Origin of the sequence: Olsenella sp. kh2p3 (assembly GCA_900119625.1) — a bacterium.
Lineage (GTDB): Bacteria > Actinomycetota > Coriobacteriia > Coriobacteriales > Atopobiaceae > Tractidigestivibacter.
In genome coordinates this window covers 680,648-697,524 of the sequence record FPKD01000001.1, presented here as the reverse complement: position 1 = coordinate 697,524, position 16,877 = coordinate 680,648, and the positions used below count along the sequence as shown (strand labels likewise).

Here is a 16,877-nt window from a genome sequence, read left to right as displayed (position 1 = left end):
CGCGACCGAGGGGGCCGCGTGACCAGCGGAGGATGTACAGCATGGCCATGACACATGATTATATGGACTACCTGGAGGATCAGATTGGCATCTCTCCTGCAAACAGCCAGGAAGAGCTCCAGGCCGCCCAGACTATCGCCGACCTCATGCGTCAGCATGACGTGGACGTTAACGTGGAGGAGTTCGATGCTCCGGGCCTTGGGCGCATGGTACGTTGCGTCCTTCTCGCTCTGATGTTTATTGGGACAGTCCTTTCTGGCACGGGTGTCTCTGCCCTTGGCGTCATTCTTGCTGTGGTACCAGCGGCTCTCCTGATGCTTGATGCGCTTGGAATTGGAGGCGGCTTCCTCTCCAAACTTGGGCCGTCCGCGCGCAGCCAGAATGTGGTTGCCGTGCACCATGCCACGGGAGAGCTTGTTGCCAAGGGCAACAGGCCCATCGTGGTGGTTGCCCACTACGATTCTCCGCACGACAGCTTCCTGTACGGAAGTCCGCTCTCCCGCTACATCCCTATGTTGCGCAAGGCGCTCAAGTGGCTTGTCCCTGCCGTTGGAATTTGTGCCCTGCTCCAGGTGTTCTCCTTCCTGCCCGCGCCCTTCCGTTCGGTCCTCTGGGTACTTGGCATCCTGCTTGCGATTCCCCTCGCGGCATTTGGCGCCGATGGCATTTACCAGAAGTTCTCTCGCTGCTCGCTTGGCTCTAATGACAACAAGTCCTCGGTTGCCGCCCTTCTCGGCATCCTTGATAACGTTCGCCCCTCTGGCGAGAAGCCCGTTTCGCAGCGCGCCATCGAGAGGGAACAGCGTGAGCAGGAGGCAGCTCGGGCTGCTGAGCTTGCCGCAAGTCAGGCTGAGACCGCCCCGGAGCCTGCTCCGGCTTCCGAGCCGGAACCCGAGGAAGTAGTTGGCGTCCGTCACGGCAAGGATGTGATTGCTGCCCTTGGAATCCTTCCTGCCGATTGCGAGATTGAGTACGTTGACTCCTCTAGGAATATGAGAGCCTCGTCGTACGACGCCGATGAGACCAGCGAGTTGCCCGGAAGCCCTGTTCGCGCCGGCGCGCGCATTGATGCCGAAACCGAAGTTGACACTGCGGACTCTACCGAGAGCCTCCCCAAGCCAATGCCCTCCCGTACCACTGATGCAAGCGTGGAGCCTGCCCCTGCTACTCCTGCGGCAGATGTTGACGCTACGGCGGAGGTGCCTACCCCTGGTGCTGCCGGTGTTGACGTTGACGCCGCGGCGCCTGCTGAGGGTGCCGCCGCAGATACCCCTGCACCTGCTCCCGAGAAGACCCGCTTCTTCGACCGCAAGAAGCTTGCGAGCATGTTTGACCGCTTTGAGAGCCGTGGCGTAGGCGAGAAGGACGACTCGGGTCTCACCGCGACGCCCAACGACGACCTTGGGTCTACGCGCCCGACAGCGCCAACGCCTCGTAAGCGCCCCGAAAAGCCGGACGATCCCAACTGGGGCAAATCGAACTTCAAGCCACAGGTTTCGGATGTGGCGCGCCGAGCTGCACTCTTTGATCTTCCTGACCCGTCGCAGATGTCCGATCCCTTGGCGTCCGATTCAGATGCCACCCGGCTCGCTCCTTCCCGCCCGGCGGCAACCCCCTCCAGGAGGAGCATGGGGAACCTTCTGAGCGATGCAGACGCCAGGAACGCCCAGCGTATACGCAGCAGCGTGCCTGACCCCGATGTGCCCGTGATCACCCCTGCCCCTGCAGCACCGGCACCCGTTCAGGAGCCAGTCGATGCCCAGCAGGACGGCTTGGACGTTATTAGCGCGGATGACCTTGGGATGCAGCAGGAGCCCGAGCATCGTTCCGAGAGGCACCACTTCAACTTCTTCAACCGCAGCAAGGACAATGCTGGTGGTCGTTCTCGGAACCAGGCCATGCGTGGCGGTAACTGGTTGAGCGATGATCCCGAAAACTGGGATGACAGCTCCGATTCCGACTCCTGGAAGGGAGGCGCCACAACAAGGAGCGGTCTCAGGCTGATTGATGACGTTCCCGCTGATGCATCGGATGACCCCAGCGCAACCGCGCCTGCGGATGGATCATCTCTCGCCGAGACCCCCTATGATGCCGAGCAGAACGAGCCCACAGCAGATGGTGCTCCCAACGAAGAGACCGTGGAAGCTTCCGCCGACGTTCCTACCGAGGAAGACCTGCGTGCTGCCGTGCTCCATATGGGTGACGACGAGCTTGTCTGTCACGACATCTGGTTTGTTGCCCTTGGCGCTTCGGACCTCGACCATGTTGGCATGCGCTCCTTCTTGACTGAGCACCGCTCTGCCATTCGCGGCGCATTTCTTGTGAACCTTGACTGCGTTGGTGCCGGCGACCTTTCGCTCCTGACGTACGAGGGCTTTGAGCCAACCCGTCGCGCAGACAGAAGACTCTTGAGGCTCCTCACTGGAACGGCAGCCGACCTCCATGTGGATCTAAAGACACATACGTATGACTGGGCTGATACCGACGCCTCCGTTGCCATGCGCACCTCCTTGCGAGCGGTGACGGTCATGGGCCTGGGAGAGAATGGGCTGCCTGCGCTTTCTCGCACCGAGCAGGACGTTCCTGAGAACGTCGACGGTGACCAGGCTGCCTCCGTCGCCGAGCTCGTCACGGAGATGATTCGGCGCTCGTAGGCATGTGCCTCGAGTTTTTGGAGTCTGCGAGTTCGAGGGGGCCGGCCTTGCCGGCCCCCTTTGTGTGTCAACGCGGCGCGACCCTAGCGTCACTCCTTCTTCCTGCGCCAGAGCGCGAGAATAATGCCAACGCATCCAAGTGCGGCACAGGCTCCAATGGCCATACGCGCCGTCTCGTCACCAGTTCTGGGCGTTCCCTCTAGTCCGGATCCGCCCTTCTCGCTCGGTGGCACGTCTTCTCGGTAGTCGACAGACTGGCTTACGGAAGTAAGGTCCTTGTGGCTGGCAACCTCCTGTCCGCCTCGATAAAGAGATTCGAAGACAACTACCTTCCTGCCCTCGAAGGCTGAGCTATCCGTCTCGAACGGCATGGCAACCTGTCCGTCCGCCTGGGTGGGGATGAAGTTCTGCGATGCCTCGATGGGATTGCCGCCTGAGTCAAGCAGTGGCTCCCCACTCTCAGCGTCCATGAGCGTCCCCTTTAGCTCATAGTCGCTCCCGGGAACAAGTCCCTCGTAGGCTACGACGTCGACGATTCCCGTGGTGTTTTGTGCCACGCCTTCGTGGCTTCCTGTCTTCTCGTCTGTTGCTGTTGTCTGGATGGATGGCTCATTTTCCTCTCGATTGTCTATGGTGCCAAGGTCAAGCACCTCGTTGTGCCGCGACTCGGGGAATTCGGTCGTGAGCTCAAACGAGACAAGCGCTCTCCCACGGTTGGCCTCACAGCGCAGCTCTTGAATTTGGTATCGATCGTACGGAAGCGAGGCTAGCCCCTCGATGGGGTCTTGGTCGCCCTCGAGAGAGCCGCCAAACCATATGCCGCTGTGAGAATCCAGCTTTGAGGAATCCACTTCCGCCTCTCCTGAAGCCGCGCCGTTTGATTCCAACGCAGCGTCGTTTGCGTTGGTACGCTGCTGGGAGGCAAAGACGGAGGAGTCAAAGATGCCGTTCTCATCCGTCACGGCTATATGGTGTTCTCCCGTGGTGAGGCTGGTGATGAGAAACGCTACGTTGCCCATTGGCTCCTGCGTTCTCTCATCGCGCTTGACGAAGCGAATGTCACTGCGCTCCACTTGGTCATGAACTGCGTCCTCAGGCGCCGTAAGGTCGACAATAGTGCCGTCATCGACTACGCGGAACGTTGCCGACCAGAGCCTGGCCTCGCTGTCCAGAAGGTATCCCGTGGGAGCAGACACCTCGCGAACCCTATAGGTGCCATATGGAAGGGCATTTGCGCTGGTGGAGGCGGTGCCGTCCTCGTCTGTTGTCAGTGTTGCCGCAATGTCGCCAGGGTTGACGGTGGCGCCATCAACAACGACTGGGGTCTTGGAGGCATTCGTCACAGAAAACGTTGCCCCGGCGAGCGTCGCAGAACCAAGCGGGGCGCCTACGAGCGTCTCGCGGTCAAGTTTGCCAACGCGAACCCCTCCGCGAACAACCTGATCATCGATGGGCGCCTGAGCGGAGACCACCACCCCATCTTCCTGGATGGTCACGTCGGCCTTCCAGCTCGTATTGACGAGGTAGCCTTCCGGAGCAGATGCCTCGCGAATGGAGTAGCGCCCGTAGGGAAGTTGGTAGGAACCGGTTGTTGCATGGCCATGAGCGTCTGTCACGAGGTCGACGTTCGTGACGGCCTCCCCAGGAGCAAAGCTCTCTCCCGCTACGACCACGGGATGGGCAGAGTTGTTGGTAATCTCAAAGCGCGCGCCCTCTAGTGTGCTGTCTCCCTGTGGAGCTGAGGTTTCAAGCTCGTGGTCGATCTTGTCAACACTGATGCCTCCAGATACCGGAGTGTTTGGAAGCTCAACCTGAGCCTGGTTCCCCTCATGAAGCACAATCGTTTTGGTCCAGTCCTCATTGAGGAGGTATCCCGTAGGAGCCTTTGTCTCCTTGAGCACGTAGGTGCCATAGGGCAGCTCGATGGCCGGGAACTTGCCTTCGGCGTTTGCCGAGAGCGTGCACACCACGTCACCGGGGGCAAAGGTCTTGCCGCCATATACCACGGACTTTTGGGAGGTATTGGTGATGCTCACCTCGGTTCCTTCGAAGACAGCGTCACCCTGCGGTCCGTTAACCCCAAGGCTGATGTCCACCTTTGCTACTGGCGGGAACTCGATTCTCTCGATGCTCTCGTCCACAGTGCCGGCATTGGAGGGAGTCTGAGAGTCAGCAATGGTTGCGATGCCCACCCAATTCGAGTTGAGCTGGTAGCCTTCGGGTGCCTCGATTTCTCGCAGCTCATAAGTGCCAAACGGCAGGATTTTCTCGCTTGTGGCGTTACCAGAAGAGTCTGTCACCAACTCCACGCCCTCGATAACCTCTCCAATGTTGTAGACGTTGCCATTAACGTTGACGGCGTGGTCGGACATGTTGCGCACCCGGAACCTCGCCCCAGCCAACGTGGCGTCACCCTGAGAAACGCCCTCCCTGAGTTGGTGGTCAATCTTGTTTACGTGGATTGAGCCGAGGATTACCTGGTCATCGATGCCACGCCCCATTACGTCTTTCACTGCACTGCTATTGTTCCAGCCATCAAGTGTCTTCCAGGTGGCAATGCCGTCCTCGAGCGTGACGGTGGCCACATGAACAGAGGTGTCGGTGAGCTCGTAGCCCTTTGGAGCAAGGGTCTCCTGGATGCCATAGGTGCCCAAGGGAAAGACCGTCTCGCCTTGCGAGTTGGTGTACAGTTCGTCCCCAGAGACAAGCTGAGAGCTGCTGTAGGTTGTCACGCCATTCTCGTCCGTCGCAAAGACCCATGTGCGAAGTGCCTGGCCAGAGATGTCTCCGGTGGTGTTTCCGTAGTAGGAGACGGTGAACTGCGCCCCCGCCAGAGAGGCATCGCCCTGTGCCGTTCCTCCTGTCTGGGAATCCAGCTTCTGGACTATGGGTCCGGTGGGCGCGCTTGCAGGGACCTCCTCAACGGGACTTCCCTCCACCTGCGCTGTGGTGCCTGAGCCAACAGTGGCTCTGTAGACCTTCTCGTCCAGCAGATAGCCCTGCGAGGGATAGATTTCGCGAACGTAGTAGTCTCCCGAGGGGATGTTCGCAAACACGGCTTGTCCATCGGAGTCTGTGGTGGCAGACTGCACCAGCTGCGTGCACTGCTCGTCGGAGTAGAGCCCATAGCATGCTCCCTCGAGTGAATAGCTGGTGTTATCCTGCGTGATGGCCTTGTTTGCCGACTGCTTGTACAGCTCCACCTGACCGTTGGACGGGCCCAGCGGGAACAGAACCCAGCAGGACGGGAAGCACTTGGGAGTAATGGCTGAGATCTGGTTGCCATTAATAAGCGTGTCTCCCGACCCCAAACCATTTGGCCTGTGGGCGGAATGCCAGAAGAGGTCTTCGTCAGAGGTGCTTCCCCAGAAGAAGCCCACGTGGTCATCTACGGTGTTGCCATAGGCATCTGCCCCTGCCCGGAACACGGACGTGTAGGGTATGGCGCAGATGATGTCTCCCTTTTGGAGCAGGCCGGATGCCAGCATCTCCTCCTTTGAATCGAAGGTGTAGGAGATAACGTCATTGTGCTGGCAGACCGCAAACCAGTTAACCAACGCCGCCCAGTTCCCGCGGTGGCCGTCGGTATTCACGAAGGTTTGGTATGGCGTGCCACCCACCTTGTCGAGGACGTAGGCGACAAACCCGTTGCACTGCATGCCGGGAGAGTAGCCACCCGGATCCCCGTTTGGCCGTGGCTTGTTTCCGGTGTCGTTGACGCCCTTGTAGGGTGTGCCAAGGTAGTAGCTGTCGTTCTCGTGCGCTGCGAGCTCGTCCACAACCTGCTGGCGCGTCACACCTACCACATCGCTGATGTACCTGCTGCCATTGGGGTTATGCAGGAAGGCAATGCTTGTGTTGCCTGTTGCTGGAGACTGCGCCAACGCAACCCCGGCACCGCCCAAAGGAAGACCTCCTCCAAACAGTTGCTCGGCAACGAGAACGGCTGCCATTGCGAGGGCCAGAATCCCGCGCCACAGCGATCGCCTCCCTGCATGTCCCGGTCCAACGTGGGGTCCGCCTCGTAGCTTGTCTCCACCAACGAGTCGTGCGCGAGGGACGTCCCTCTTAGTGCGCCTGTGATTCGCTTCCCCTCTGAGTTCCTTTGGTCGCTCTGGTTTCATGCGTCCTCCTCCATGCGTCGATGGGCCTGTTGATGGGGACCTAGGCTAAAGGGAGGAGCTTGCACTCTTTTGACGCTGCGCGTACAGGTTGCTGGCACACGACTTGCAGAGTTTTCTACAACACCCCTTGTAAGCTGGTAAAACGTGGCCGCTACGAAGATGGCCTTCTCAACCAAAATACGTAGCGAGAAATATGCACCAACTTTAGTTATGGGATTCGAGGGCCGTTCTCCTCACCCAGTTTTTGTGGACTGGGTATACCTACCAGCAGGTAATTATGGCTCACGAGAGAGGAACCAAAATGGACAAGCAGCTGCTGGATTACGCCGCCTCGAAGGTTGACGAAATGCTCGCCGCTCCGTCGGCTTCGGAAGAGACCAAGCGTGCCGCGCAGGCATGGAAGGATGCCGTTGCCAAGGGCAATGACGCCGACGCCGCTACAAGCACGCTGCTCGACGCCATTAGCGCGCACCAGACCACCATCGATGACCTTATACCTTATCGGCTTTGTGGGCTCCGACACGGGCAAGCAGGTCTTTGGCGAGGATGGTGCCGCCAAGATGCTGGCCCACTCCGAGGAGCGCAAGAAGGCCGGAGCCAAGTTCTGCGACTGTGCTGCCTGCAGGCCCTGCCACGAGCTGCTGCACAAGTTTGGCCGCGAGGAGGCAGACGTCTACCTGTAGGCGCTCTTGCCTGGGTGCCTGCCTACCGTGGCGTGCGGTGGCAGGTGAACGGCTAACTTATGGAGTGGAGCCACCTCGCCGGCTTGCTGTGATAGAATCACGACACATGCGGGCATCGCCAAGTGGTAAGGCAATGGCTTCCCAAGCCATCATCCGCGGGTTCGAATCCCGTTGCCCGCTCCAGAATACGCCGGGCCCCTTCGGGGGCCCTTTTTATGGGTACTAACCATATGACGGCAAGCGCCTTAGCATGGGCGCGCCACGCACCAAACCCGAAGGGACCATTACCATGACTGCCATTCCCATGACGGACGAAGAATGCCGCCTGGCAACCGAGGCCATCTCGGAGCAGCTTGATCGTTATGCAAACCTGCTGGTAAAGAAGGGTGTCGCTCTTCACCCCGAGCAGGAGCTTGTACTGTCGGCACCCGTTGAGCGGGCTGACTTTGCGCGTAGGGTTGTCCGTGCCGCATACCGTATTGGCGCAGGCCACGTGACGGTGATTTGGCACGATGACCAAGTGACTCGCATGACGTACGAGAACGTCCCCACGTCTTGGTTCGAGACGGTTCCCTCCTGGCAGCGTGAGCAGCTTAACTCCCTTGCGGAAGCAGGTGCGGCGTTTCTGTTCCTCGAGGGGTCTGATCCGTCGTCGCTCAAGGGCATAGATTCTGCCAAGCCCGCTACTGCATCGCGTGCGCGCAACGAGCAGTGCAAGTCGTTCCGCGATGGCATGGATTTTGGGCGTAACGCCTGGTGCATAGCCGGCGTTCCCGTGAAGGCGTGGGCTCACGAGGTCTTCCCCGAGCTCTCCCCAGCCGAGGCGGTTTATCGGCTGTGGGTAGCCATTCTCGAGACCTCGCGCGCCGAAGGCGACGACCCCGAGAGCGCCTGGGAAACGCACAATGCCTCGTTCGAGCAGACTAAGCGCATGCTCAATCGCAAGCACTACTCGGCGCTGCGCTACGCCTCTTCCAACGGCACGGATCTTACCGTTGGTCTTACCGAGGGCCATATCTGGGAGGGCGGCGCCGGGCGGCTCCAGGACGGCACGGTCTTCTTCCCCAACATCCCCACAGAGGAGGTCTTTACCTCGCCTGACCGCATGCGCGTTGATGGCATCGTGTATTCCGCGCTGCCGCTTGTGCACAACGGCCAGACGATTCGTGACTTCTGGTTGCGCTTCGAGGGCGGCGCTGTGGTGGACTATGGTGCCAAGGCTGGTAAGGATGTCCTGCAGCACATCCTCGAGACGGATGAGAACGCCGTGCGTCTTGGCGAGGTCGCGCTCGTCTCCAAAAACACTCCCATCCGCCAGAGCGGAATCCTTTTCTACGACACCTTGTATGACGAGAACGCCAGCTGCCACCTTGCGCTGGGCATGGGCTTCCCCGAGTGCGTGAAGGATGGCCTCTCGATGAACAAGGAGCAGCTCATGGCTGCCGGCGTCAATCAGAGCCACACGCACGTGGACTTCATGGTGGGTTCCGACGATCTCAACATCTGGGGCGTTGCTGCCGACGGCACCGAGACCCCTGTCTTTATCAACGGCCAGTGGCCGTGGGAGTAGGGCTAACCCCGAGCTCGTCACGTGGTAGAATTGCGCTGCTATAGTGGCTTGGCCACGGCACGCGCTCTTAGCTCAGTTGGTAGAGCAGGGGACTTTTAATCCCAAGGTCGAGGGTTCGACCCCCTCAGGGCGCACCACGAAAAACAGCAGGTCACGGCCCGTACGGCTGTGGCCTGCTTTCCCTTAATCTCGCAGTGTGTAACTGCTTGTGTACAAATTGCGTAACTCTCTGCATTCCGAAAACGCAAAACCGCAGTTGGCGGCACTAGCGGCTTTTCCCTTCCCAACGGAGGTGTGAGGCTGCTCGGGGGAGAAATAAAAAGGCTCTTCTCGCTCCGAATCCGGGGCTTGTGCGCCGGTCGGGGCGGTTCGAGCGGCGAGGGGGTTTGGGGCCTCGGGGCGCGGCATCCCACACGCGGCCTCCGTCCCGCTGCGTCCCTGGGCTTCGCTCGGCTGATTGCGACCCTGCCTCGTGCGTTGGCCGTGGGGGTGGGGCGGGCAGGCTGGCGTTGCCTGCCCTGCCCCTCGGCCCCACCCCAGGGACTCCAACAACTATTAAATAAGCCATCGGAACCCCTCCCCTTCAAACGGCTAGCCATCGGAACCCCGCTGGTCTCCGGTCTCGTCGGGCAGGAACTGCGGCTTGCTGTCCTTGTATAGCGCCCTGCCGTCGCTCGCCCTGTAACACTCGGAGAGCACCCACTCGCCGTCCTCGTCCTGGCGGTTCCGCCAGTGGGTGAGGCCGCCCGCGCCGCTAGTCCACCTCTTGAACGACTCGGGGGATGGCCTGTCCTCGCCGTCGATGCTCAGGCGCTCGTAGACGTTTTCTTTGGTCGGCTTCACCCCGTCGACGCCGCACATCTTCACCGCAGCAGTAACGGCCTCGTCGCGCCTCCTGCGCCTGTCCTGCGCCTTTGCCCCCGTCACCTCACCGCCCTTGGCCCTCGGGTCGCCACGCTGCAGCAGCCCCCCAAGCGCCCCGGTCTCGTCCCTGGTGAACAGCGGCCACGTCTTGAACGCGCGGACCCTCGGCGGGTCCCTGAACGACCTCGTTCCGAACTGAATCTGGTAGGCGCAATCCGTGGGGTCCGCTATCCCCAGGGCCTGCGCCCGCTCCCATCCTGCGGTGCCCTCCCTGAGCTGCCCCAGCTCGGTGATTCCTACCATCAGGTCGGCGTCTCCGCCCCAGTCGCCAGAGCCTCGCCCCTGCTCGTAGATGCTCTTGCCAGCACCCCCGCCTTTGGCGGTGTGGTGGACGTAGACTATGGAGCAGTTCATGATGACCCTGTGTCGGTCCAGCCTCCCAAGCAACGCCGCCACATTCGCGTGGTCCTCCTCGCCCCGGTTGACCTTGTAGATGGGGTCGATTATGAGGGTGTCGTAGTCCCCCGGTCCGTAGGCGTCCTCAAGGGTGCTGCACAGCGAGTCGACAACGAACGCCTCGCTTTCGTCTGGCGGGTTTTTGCCCATGATGTGCGAGAATTCCAGCGTGTCCAGGTAATCCTCGGGCATGATGCCCATGCTCTTCCGGACCGCTTCCACCCTGTTTTCGAACTCGCTGCTCTCTATCTCGACATTGACGTACAGAACCTTGGAGCGTTTGCACCTGTGGCCCCACCACTCGCCACCGGTCGCTAGCGCCAGTGCCAGACGGATTGTTTCCATGGACTTGTGGGACTTTGCGGGGCCGGTGATTAGGGCCTTTCTCCCGGTGTACATTAGCCCCTCGATGAGTACTGGTGGCGGCGGAGGCGTCCTCTCGCCTGTGTAGTCGTACGCCCGGTGGATATTCAGGGCCTCTCTCGCGCGGCGCACGCGCTCGCCCTCCGGCTCCTCCTCTGCCGCGTGCTCGTCCACGAATCTCTCCCAGTCACCGAACGTGCGCCCCTGGGGGTTGGCCCAAACGAGCGCCTGGCGCTGGCCCCTGCGCATGGCCCCAGGCAGCCGCGTGAGCCTCAGCGGGTCCTTGTTGGCGGCGTCCACGTGGAAGCCGTTCGCGCGACACACGCCCATGAGGTATTCGACCCGCTGGCGGTACTGCTCGGGGCCGTCTGCGTCGACCCGGCAGACGAGGTGCAGCGATTTAGCACCGCTCCACACCGCCACGACGGCTGGCAGCGCGAGGCGCCCGGCCATTCGGACCTGTTCCTCATAAGCCAGCGGTCTGCCGTCCTCGGCGGCGTCTGCCTCGATGAGCGCGTACCTGTAAGACGCCGCAACGTCGGCCTTGCGCCCGCGCTCCCGGAACCCCTCGGGGTCCACCTCGTTCACGGTCACCCAGGCCCCGGCCTCCTCATCGGCCTTCTCTAGCGCCCTCTCCGGGTGGTCGATGAGGTCTCCCACGCGAAACGGCTCCCCGCTTCCCTGCGGCGACGGCTTGTCCGGTCTCCTCTCGTTCGGCCTGCTCTCTAGCACCACTGCCACGGACGAGTCCGGGCTGTGCAGCGCCTGCATGTATCGGCGCAGCTGCTCGGCGGGGTCCGCCTTCGCTGCCTCTGTAAGCGAGGGCGCGTCGATGTGTGCCATGTCGGGCAGCCTCAGCCTCGGGTACCTCTCGGGGATGGTGCGAGGTGGGGTGGTGGGTGCCGTGGTGGATGGTGCTGTGGCCGCGCGTGTGCTCCCGCACGGTCTCCACCCACGCTCTTTCGCCATGGAGAAAAGCGTCTTTGCCGTCACGCCTCCGGGCTTGGCTGGGTCTATGGACTCCCAGCGCTTCCGGTTCTCGCTCTCGTCGTATCTCCTGGGGTCGCCCCAGCACCAGGCGTCCCAATCGTCCTGGGCCACGCCAGCAGCCTTAGCCGCCATCGTCGCCTTGAGCCATTCGTCCTGGCTCAGCGCCTTCGGGTCTATGTAGTTGAGCGCCGACAGGGCCTCCTCTGCATCTGCCACGGACAACACCGCCCCTACTCCGCGAGGCCGAACTGCCTGAGCAGGGCCGCCGTGTCGACGCGCCAGCGGCGCCCGAACTTGACGCCCTTAATCTGGCCACGTGCCAGGCAGTCGCTGATGTAGTGGGGGGCATAGCCCGTGAGCGCGGCGGCGTCGCCCACGCCGCAGAGCGCCGGCAGCGCCCTGGCCTCCTCCAACGTCATGGTCGGCTTTACGTCCTTCATCTTCTCGACTCCTCCCCCCGCGCCATGCGGGTCTAGATGGTTGGAGCCGTGCGCACGGCCTGGGGCGCTTCTCCCGCGCCCCTCGGCCATGCATTGTGCTTCAGGGATTTTCGCAGCTCAAACTGCAAGAAAGCGATTTCAGCACCATGGGACCCCGCGTGACTGCCCTTCCCGTGGTGCCAGATTCGGGAAAACGGGCGCTTTGCGCGTGTTCCGGCGTAGTGCGGGGCCTCCCCGTGGTGCTCGAATAAACTTTTCGGGAGTCGTGAGCGGTAGCTATGAGTCGGTCCCCATGACGCCCCTGGTGTCGGCGTCGACGCGGGCGAGAAGGGCGTCGAACTTCTCGCTGTCAGCCGTTTTGGATGCGTAAGCCAGCTCCATCTCGACCACAGCCAGCGGGTCTCGGTAGTCGCCCCCGAGGCACAGTAGGTCGTGCCTCAGGGTCTTCGCTGCGTCCTCGCGGAACCATGCTTCCCAGGCAGCGTATCCGTCCAGCGCGGCCTCGCTCTCGGGGTCCTCGGGGTCGCAGCGCGTCCTCGCATCCTGGTACATCCCTTCAAGCTCGAACCAGGGGTACCGCTCACGGACAGGGGCCGCATGGCCCGGCGTCCCCGACAGCCGCCATGTTGATACCCCGTCGACCGGCTCGCGGAACGCCCAGTCCCGTTCGGTGGTCCCTTCGGGCCATGCTTCCGTGGCGTCCCACCGGATGATTGTGGTGTCAGTGCCGATGCGCTCGTACATGTCGCCGTCGGTGGGCGGCGCGGCCTTCTCCGGGTCCTTCGCCTTCCCCCAGAAGTCCTCAATCAGCTTGTGCTGCTCAAGCGGCCTGGCCCCGCTGCCGTCCGGGCTGTCCGTGAGGTCAAGCAGGTACCAGACCGACACCCCCAGCACGTGCGCCGCCCTCACCAGCGCCTCGTCCGGCAGCCGGTATCGCTCCGCGTTCTCCGGGTCACCCTTCAACCACCTATCGAGCGTCGACCCCGCGATGCCCATGGCCACGGCGAACTGTTTTTGCGTGAGTCCCTTGGCGCGAATCGCCCTGCGCATGTTCACGTGCGCCGGCGCAATGCGCCTGGGGTCGAGGACCCCCATATCATCCCGGCTGTAGTCCCCGGCGGCTTTTCGTCCCATGGATGCCCACGACCCCCAATTAATGTCCTGGCCGTGGTCTACAATTACCGGTAGCGGTACCGCCCCCCACCTGCCACGGCCTGAGGACGGTACCGCTGTATTATCACGCCTGCCCGCTGCCGGTGTGCGTGAGGGCGTGCAGCCTGTCCGCGTATCCGTCCAACGTGCTCGTCATGAACTCGCAGAACACGGTGGAGTTGCCGCAGCTTTTGCTCTCGCCCGCGTACAGCATGGCCATGGCCGCTCCGTGCAGACCCTCCGCTATCTCGTCTATCTCGTCCGCCGTTCTAACGTCCAACGCCGAACCCCCCTCAGCGAACTTCATGACTCTGCCCCTCATGACTGCCTGCCTTCCGTCCCGGTCGGCCTGAACGCCTCCACGTCGCCGTGCCTCGGGGCCTCGCCCATGAACCGGGAGATCTTCTCCGCCGCCAGCTGCCTTGCGTCGGCGTCGCTGCTCGCGTACGTGTTGAGGGTCATTGATGCGTCGGCGTGGCCCATGATTGCGGAGATGCTCTTTATGTCTGCCCCGCTCTGAACGGCGATGGTCGCCCACGTGTGCCTGAGGTCGTGGAACTTCAGCGGGTTGCCGTTTGCGTCGGTGATTCCCAGCAGGTCGCGGAGCTGCCCCCACTCGCGACTCACCACACTCGGCGTGGGAAACCGCCCGTCAAGCCCGCCTATGACGTAGCAGGATGCCAGCTGCTCGGGCGTAGGCAGCACGCCCAGGTCCTCCGCCTCGGCCATGACCTCGGCCCGCCTCGCGTCCAGCGCGGCCCTGAGCTGTGGGGTAATTGGCACGTCTCGCACGGAGTACGGGTTCTTGGGGGCCTTGACGTACGCCCCGCCGCCACCCATGCCAACCGCCTTGCTCACGTGCAGCACGCCCGCGTCGGCGTCTGCGTCCGCCCACGTGAGGGCGCACACCTCACCAACCCTGAGGCCGCTTGTGAGCGCAATCCTCGCCGCCGCTACGGCCCGCTTCTGCGGCATTGCCGCGAGGGTTCCCAGAAGCCTGTTGGCCGCGTCCTTGGTCATGGCGTGGGGCTGCTCCCGGTGCCTCTTGGGCAGCCTCACGCCCTCGCACGGGTTCGCCGCCAGCTGCCCGTTCTCCACGGCAGCCTTGAGGGCCTGCGAGAGCAGCCTGTGGTGCTTGGTGACAGAGCGGGGGGACAGGCCGTCGGCGTTCAGCAGCCGTGACTCCCACTCCTGCACCTGCTCCCGCTTCAGCTCCGTTACCTCCACGCTACCAAGCGCCTCCGCCACCTTGCGCGCGCTCGCCTGGTAGGCCGTCATGGTCGACCGCTCAACGCTGTGTGATGCCTTGAGGCCGTCCAGGTAGGCGTTCAGGTACTCCCCAAGCGTGACGCCCGACAGCGAGGCGCTACGGGCCTCTGCGGCCTCGTCCTCGGCCTCCGCCGCCAGAAGCTCGCCGCGCCAGCGTGCGAGGGCGGCTATCGCGCGGTTGCGGCCTCTGTTGGTCTTGGGGTCGCAGGGTATCGGGTCGCCGTTCTCCTCGTGCAGGGTCTTAGTGAGGTAGCGCCCGTTGCCCTCCGGGTCCACGCGGTGAATCTTGCCGCGCCAGCTCTTGCGCCCCTTGAAGACGGTCCCCCTGCCGTACTCGCATGCCATGGCAATGCCTCCCGCGCCGCTGGGTGTGTAACGAATTGCGTACAGATTGCGTAACTCATTTCTCGATGAGAGTATATCAGTCAATGACAGTGAGAATCATTGAGCTACGCAAACAAGCAGTTAAATGGTATAGATTGCTTCAATATGCGGCATCGAGAGACATTCGCAAGCGTCAAGCAAAAGAGACTTTTAATCCCAAGGTCGAGGGTTCGACCCCCTCAGGGCGCACCACTAAAAATTAGCAGGTCACGGTACAAGTTGCCGTGGCCTGCTTTTACATTGCCGCCATCGCACAAGCGCGACCCTTTTGTTTCAAGCAGAATTCTTTTCTTGTACGCTCTTGCCAGCCTGCCCCATGCGGGCCTATAGTCGCGCATAGCAACGACAGCCGCGCGAGATATCGCGCGCCACTTTTCGAAGGGGTGACCAACGCATGATTTGCACTGCACGCAGCCATGGCATGGTCTCTCTTCGACGCCAGAACCGACGAATCAGCCCCGCGATGTCGCGTGCGCTGGCATAGGTTCTTGTCGTCTCTCTCGTCACAGACAGTTCTAGACAAGGCACCCAGCAGCGCCCGGCACGATCGGGGGCTCTTCGTGACGCCGCGAAACAACCACGGCGCTCGTTTGTTCGCATGTCTGCAAGGGGTATCAAGGCCCAACAACAGAAAGGTGCACCAACATGGCTGAGAAGGAAAAGGTCGTCCTCGCGTATTCCGGTGGTCTGGACACGTCCGTCATCGTGAAGTGGCTGCAGGTCGAGAAGAACATGGACGTCATCGCCATCTGCGGCAATGTCGGCCAGGACGAGAAGGACCTCTCTTGGATCAAGCAGAAGGCCCTCGACATGGGCGCCATCGCCTCCGAGGCCGTTGACATGCGCGAGGAGTACGCCGAGACCATCGTCTCCAAGGCCATCTGGGCAAACGGCAAGTACGAGGGCATCTACCCGCTGCTCTCCGCGCTCTCTCGCCCCATCATCTCCAAGCACCTCGTGGACATCGCGCACGAGTACGGTGCCAAGTACATCGCTCATGGCTGCACTGGCAAGGGCAATGACCAGGTGCGTTTCGAGACCTCGATTCGCGCCCTTGACCCGTCGCTCGAGATCATTGCGCCCGTGCGCGAGTGGGACCTCACCACGCGTGACTCCGAGATGGAGTGGGCTAAGGCCCACGGTGTGCCCGTGCCCACCACCCACAAGAAGCCCTACTCCATCGACGACAACCTGTGGGGCCGTGCCATCGAGTGCGGCGTGCTCGAGGACACCTGGAACGAGCCGCCCTCGGACATCTGGACGATGACCAAGAACCCCGAGGACTGCCCTGCCGACCCCGAGACCGTTGTGATTGGTTTTGAGGGCGGCCTGCCCGTCTCCATCAACGGCGAGAAGATGTCGCTGCTCGAGTGCATCATCAAGGCCAACGAGATCGCCGGCCGCAACGGCTTTGGCCGCATCGACATGATCGAGGACCGTGTCGTGGGCATCAAGAGCCGTGAGTGCTACGAGTGCCCGGCCGCGCTCCTTCTCATCCAGGCGCACCAGTCGCTCGAGACCCTGTGCCTCGACGCCGAGACCCTGAAGCAGAAGGCCAAGCTCGACGTCGAGTGGGCATCCACGGTCTACCGCGGACTCTGGTACTCCCAGAACCGCGAGGCCATCGACGCCTACAACGCCTACACGCAGAAGTACGTCACTGGCGAGGTGCGCATCAAGCTTTGCAAGGGCGGCCTGTTCGTCGACGGCCTGCGCTCGCCGTACAGCCTGTACGACTACAACCTTGCCACCTACGACGAGGGCGACACCTTCGACCACACCGCCTCCAAGGGCTTCATTACCATTCACGGCCTGCAGTCCAAGACCTGGTCTCGTGTCCAGGGCCCCGGCTCCAAGCTGCAGTAGAGACGTCATTGGGCAGATAAGACTCGGTCTGCCACGCAAGGGCGTAGGGAATGGCGCCGCCG

10 protein-coding genes and 2 tRNA genes are annotated in these 16,877 nt (G+C 62.1%); 6 read left to right on the top strand and 6 right to left on the bottom strand.

Annotated features, from left to right (window positions below; all coding sequences use genetic code 11):
• Positions 1 to 47: 47 nt before the first annotated feature.
• Positions 48 to 2,654 (top strand): hypothetical protein, encoded by a 2,607-nt coding sequence (locus BT122_RS03125; RefSeq protein ID WP_143189955.1) that lies wholly within the window; start codon positions 48 to 50, stop codon positions 2,652 to 2,654.
• 89 nt (positions 2,655 to 2,743) lie between these two features.
• Here BT122_RS03125 and BT122_RS03120 read toward each other — a convergent pair whose 3' ends face one another.
• Positions 2,744 to 6,607, bottom strand: coding sequence for a SpaA isopeptide-forming pilin-related protein (locus BT122_RS03120; RefSeq protein WP_143189954.1), 3,864 nt, complete (start codon positions 6,605 to 6,607; stop codon positions 2,744 to 2,746).
• A gap of 656 nt (positions 6,608 to 7,263) precedes the next feature.
• Here BT122_RS03120 and BT122_RS11070 point away from each other — a divergent pair.
• From BT122_RS11070 to BT122_RS03100, 4 genes are all read left to right on the top strand, one after another.
• Positions 7,264 to 7,461, top strand: a complete 198-nt coding sequence (locus tag BT122_RS11070; protein ID WP_083432275.1) for a hypothetical protein — start codon at positions 7,264 to 7,266, stop codon at positions 7,459 to 7,461.
• Between the two features lie 108 nt (positions 7,462 to 7,569).
• Positions 7,570 to 7,644, top strand: a tRNA-Gly gene (locus tag BT122_RS03110).
• 106 nt (positions 7,645 to 7,750) lie between these two features.
• Positions 7,751 to 9,031 (top strand): aminopeptidase, encoded by a 1,281-nt coding sequence (locus tag BT122_RS03105; RefSeq protein WP_072354531.1) that lies wholly within the window; start codon positions 7,751 to 7,753, stop codon positions 9,029 to 9,031.
• A gap of 61 nt (positions 9,032 to 9,092) precedes the next feature.
• A tRNA-Lys gene (locus tag BT122_RS03100) sits at positions 9,093 to 9,168 on the top strand.
• Positions 9,169 to 9,622: 454 nt separating this feature from the next.
• On the opposite strand, the gene BT122_RS03095 is transcribed toward BT122_RS03100, so the two are convergent.
• The 5 genes from BT122_RS03095 to BT122_RS03075 form a co-directional block, all read right to left on the bottom strand.
• On the bottom strand, positions 9,623 to 11,920 hold the full coding sequence (locus tag BT122_RS03095) for an AAA family ATPase (RefSeq protein WP_143189953.1): 2,298 nt from the start codon (positions 11,918 to 11,920) through the stop codon (positions 9,623 to 9,625).
• Positions 11,921 to 11,934: 14 nt separating this feature from the next.
• Positions 11,935 to 12,144, bottom strand: coding sequence for a helix-turn-helix domain-containing protein (locus BT122_RS03090; RefSeq protein ID WP_072354529.1), 210 nt, complete (start codon positions 12,142 to 12,144; stop codon positions 11,935 to 11,937).
• Positions 12,145 to 12,420: 276 nt separating this feature from the next.
• Entirely contained in the window at positions 12,421 to 13,278 is an 858-nt protein-coding gene (locus BT122_RS03085; RefSeq protein WP_072354528.1) for a helix-turn-helix domain-containing protein, read from the bottom strand.
• Positions 13,279 to 13,381: 103 nt separating this feature from the next.
• Entirely contained in the window at positions 13,382 to 13,603 is a 222-nt protein-coding gene (locus BT122_RS03080) for a hypothetical protein (protein WP_143189952.1), read from the bottom strand.
• A gap of 11 nt (positions 13,604 to 13,614) precedes the next feature.
• Positions 13,615 to 14,910: a tyrosine-type recombinase/integrase gene (locus BT122_RS03075; RefSeq protein ID WP_072354526.1), complete on the bottom strand. Its 1,296-nt coding sequence runs from the start codon at positions 14,908 to 14,910 to the stop codon at positions 13,615 to 13,617.
• 684 nt (positions 14,911 to 15,594) lie between these two features.
• On the opposite strand from BT122_RS03075, the gene BT122_RS03070 reads away from it, so the two are divergent.
• Entirely contained in the window at positions 15,595 to 16,815 is a 1,221-nt protein-coding gene (locus BT122_RS03070) for an argininosuccinate synthase (protein WP_072354525.1), read from the top strand.
• Positions 16,816 to 16,877 lie beyond the last annotated feature (62 nt).

Coding starts and splice junctions, on each gene's coding strand:
- BT122_RS03075 (WP_072354526.1), bottom strand. CDS start 14,910: ATGGCATGCGAGTACGGCAGGGGGACCGTCTTCAAGGGGCGCAAGAGC.
- BT122_RS03105 (WP_072354531.1), top strand. CDS start 7,751: ATGACTGCCATTCCCATGACGGACGAAGAATGCCGCCTGGCAACCGAG.
- BT122_RS03120 (WP_143189954.1), bottom strand. CDS start 6,607: ATGGCAGCCGTTCTCGTTGCCGAGCAACTGTTTGGAGGAGGTCTTCCT.
- BT122_RS03090 (WP_072354529.1), bottom strand. CDS start 12,144: ATGAAGGACGTAAAGCCGACCATGACGTTGGAGGAGGCCAGGGCGCTG.
- BT122_RS03085 (WP_072354528.1), bottom strand. CDS start 13,278: ATGGGACGAAAAGCCGCCGGGGACTACAGCCGGGATGATATGGGGGTC.
- BT122_RS03080 (WP_143189952.1), bottom strand. CDS start 13,603: ATGAAGTTCGCTGAGGGGGGTTCGGCGTTGGACGTTAGAACGGCGGAC.
- BT122_RS11070 (WP_083432275.1), top strand. CDS start 7,264: ATGACCTTATACCTTATCGGCTTTGTGGGCTCCGACACGGGCAAGCAG.
- BT122_RS03125 (WP_143189955.1), top strand. CDS start 48: ATGACACATGATTATATGGACTACCTGGAGGATCAGATTGGCATCTCT.
- BT122_RS03070 (WP_072354525.1), top strand. CDS start 15,595: ATGGCTGAGAAGGAAAAGGTCGTCCTCGCGTATTCCGGTGGTCTGGAC.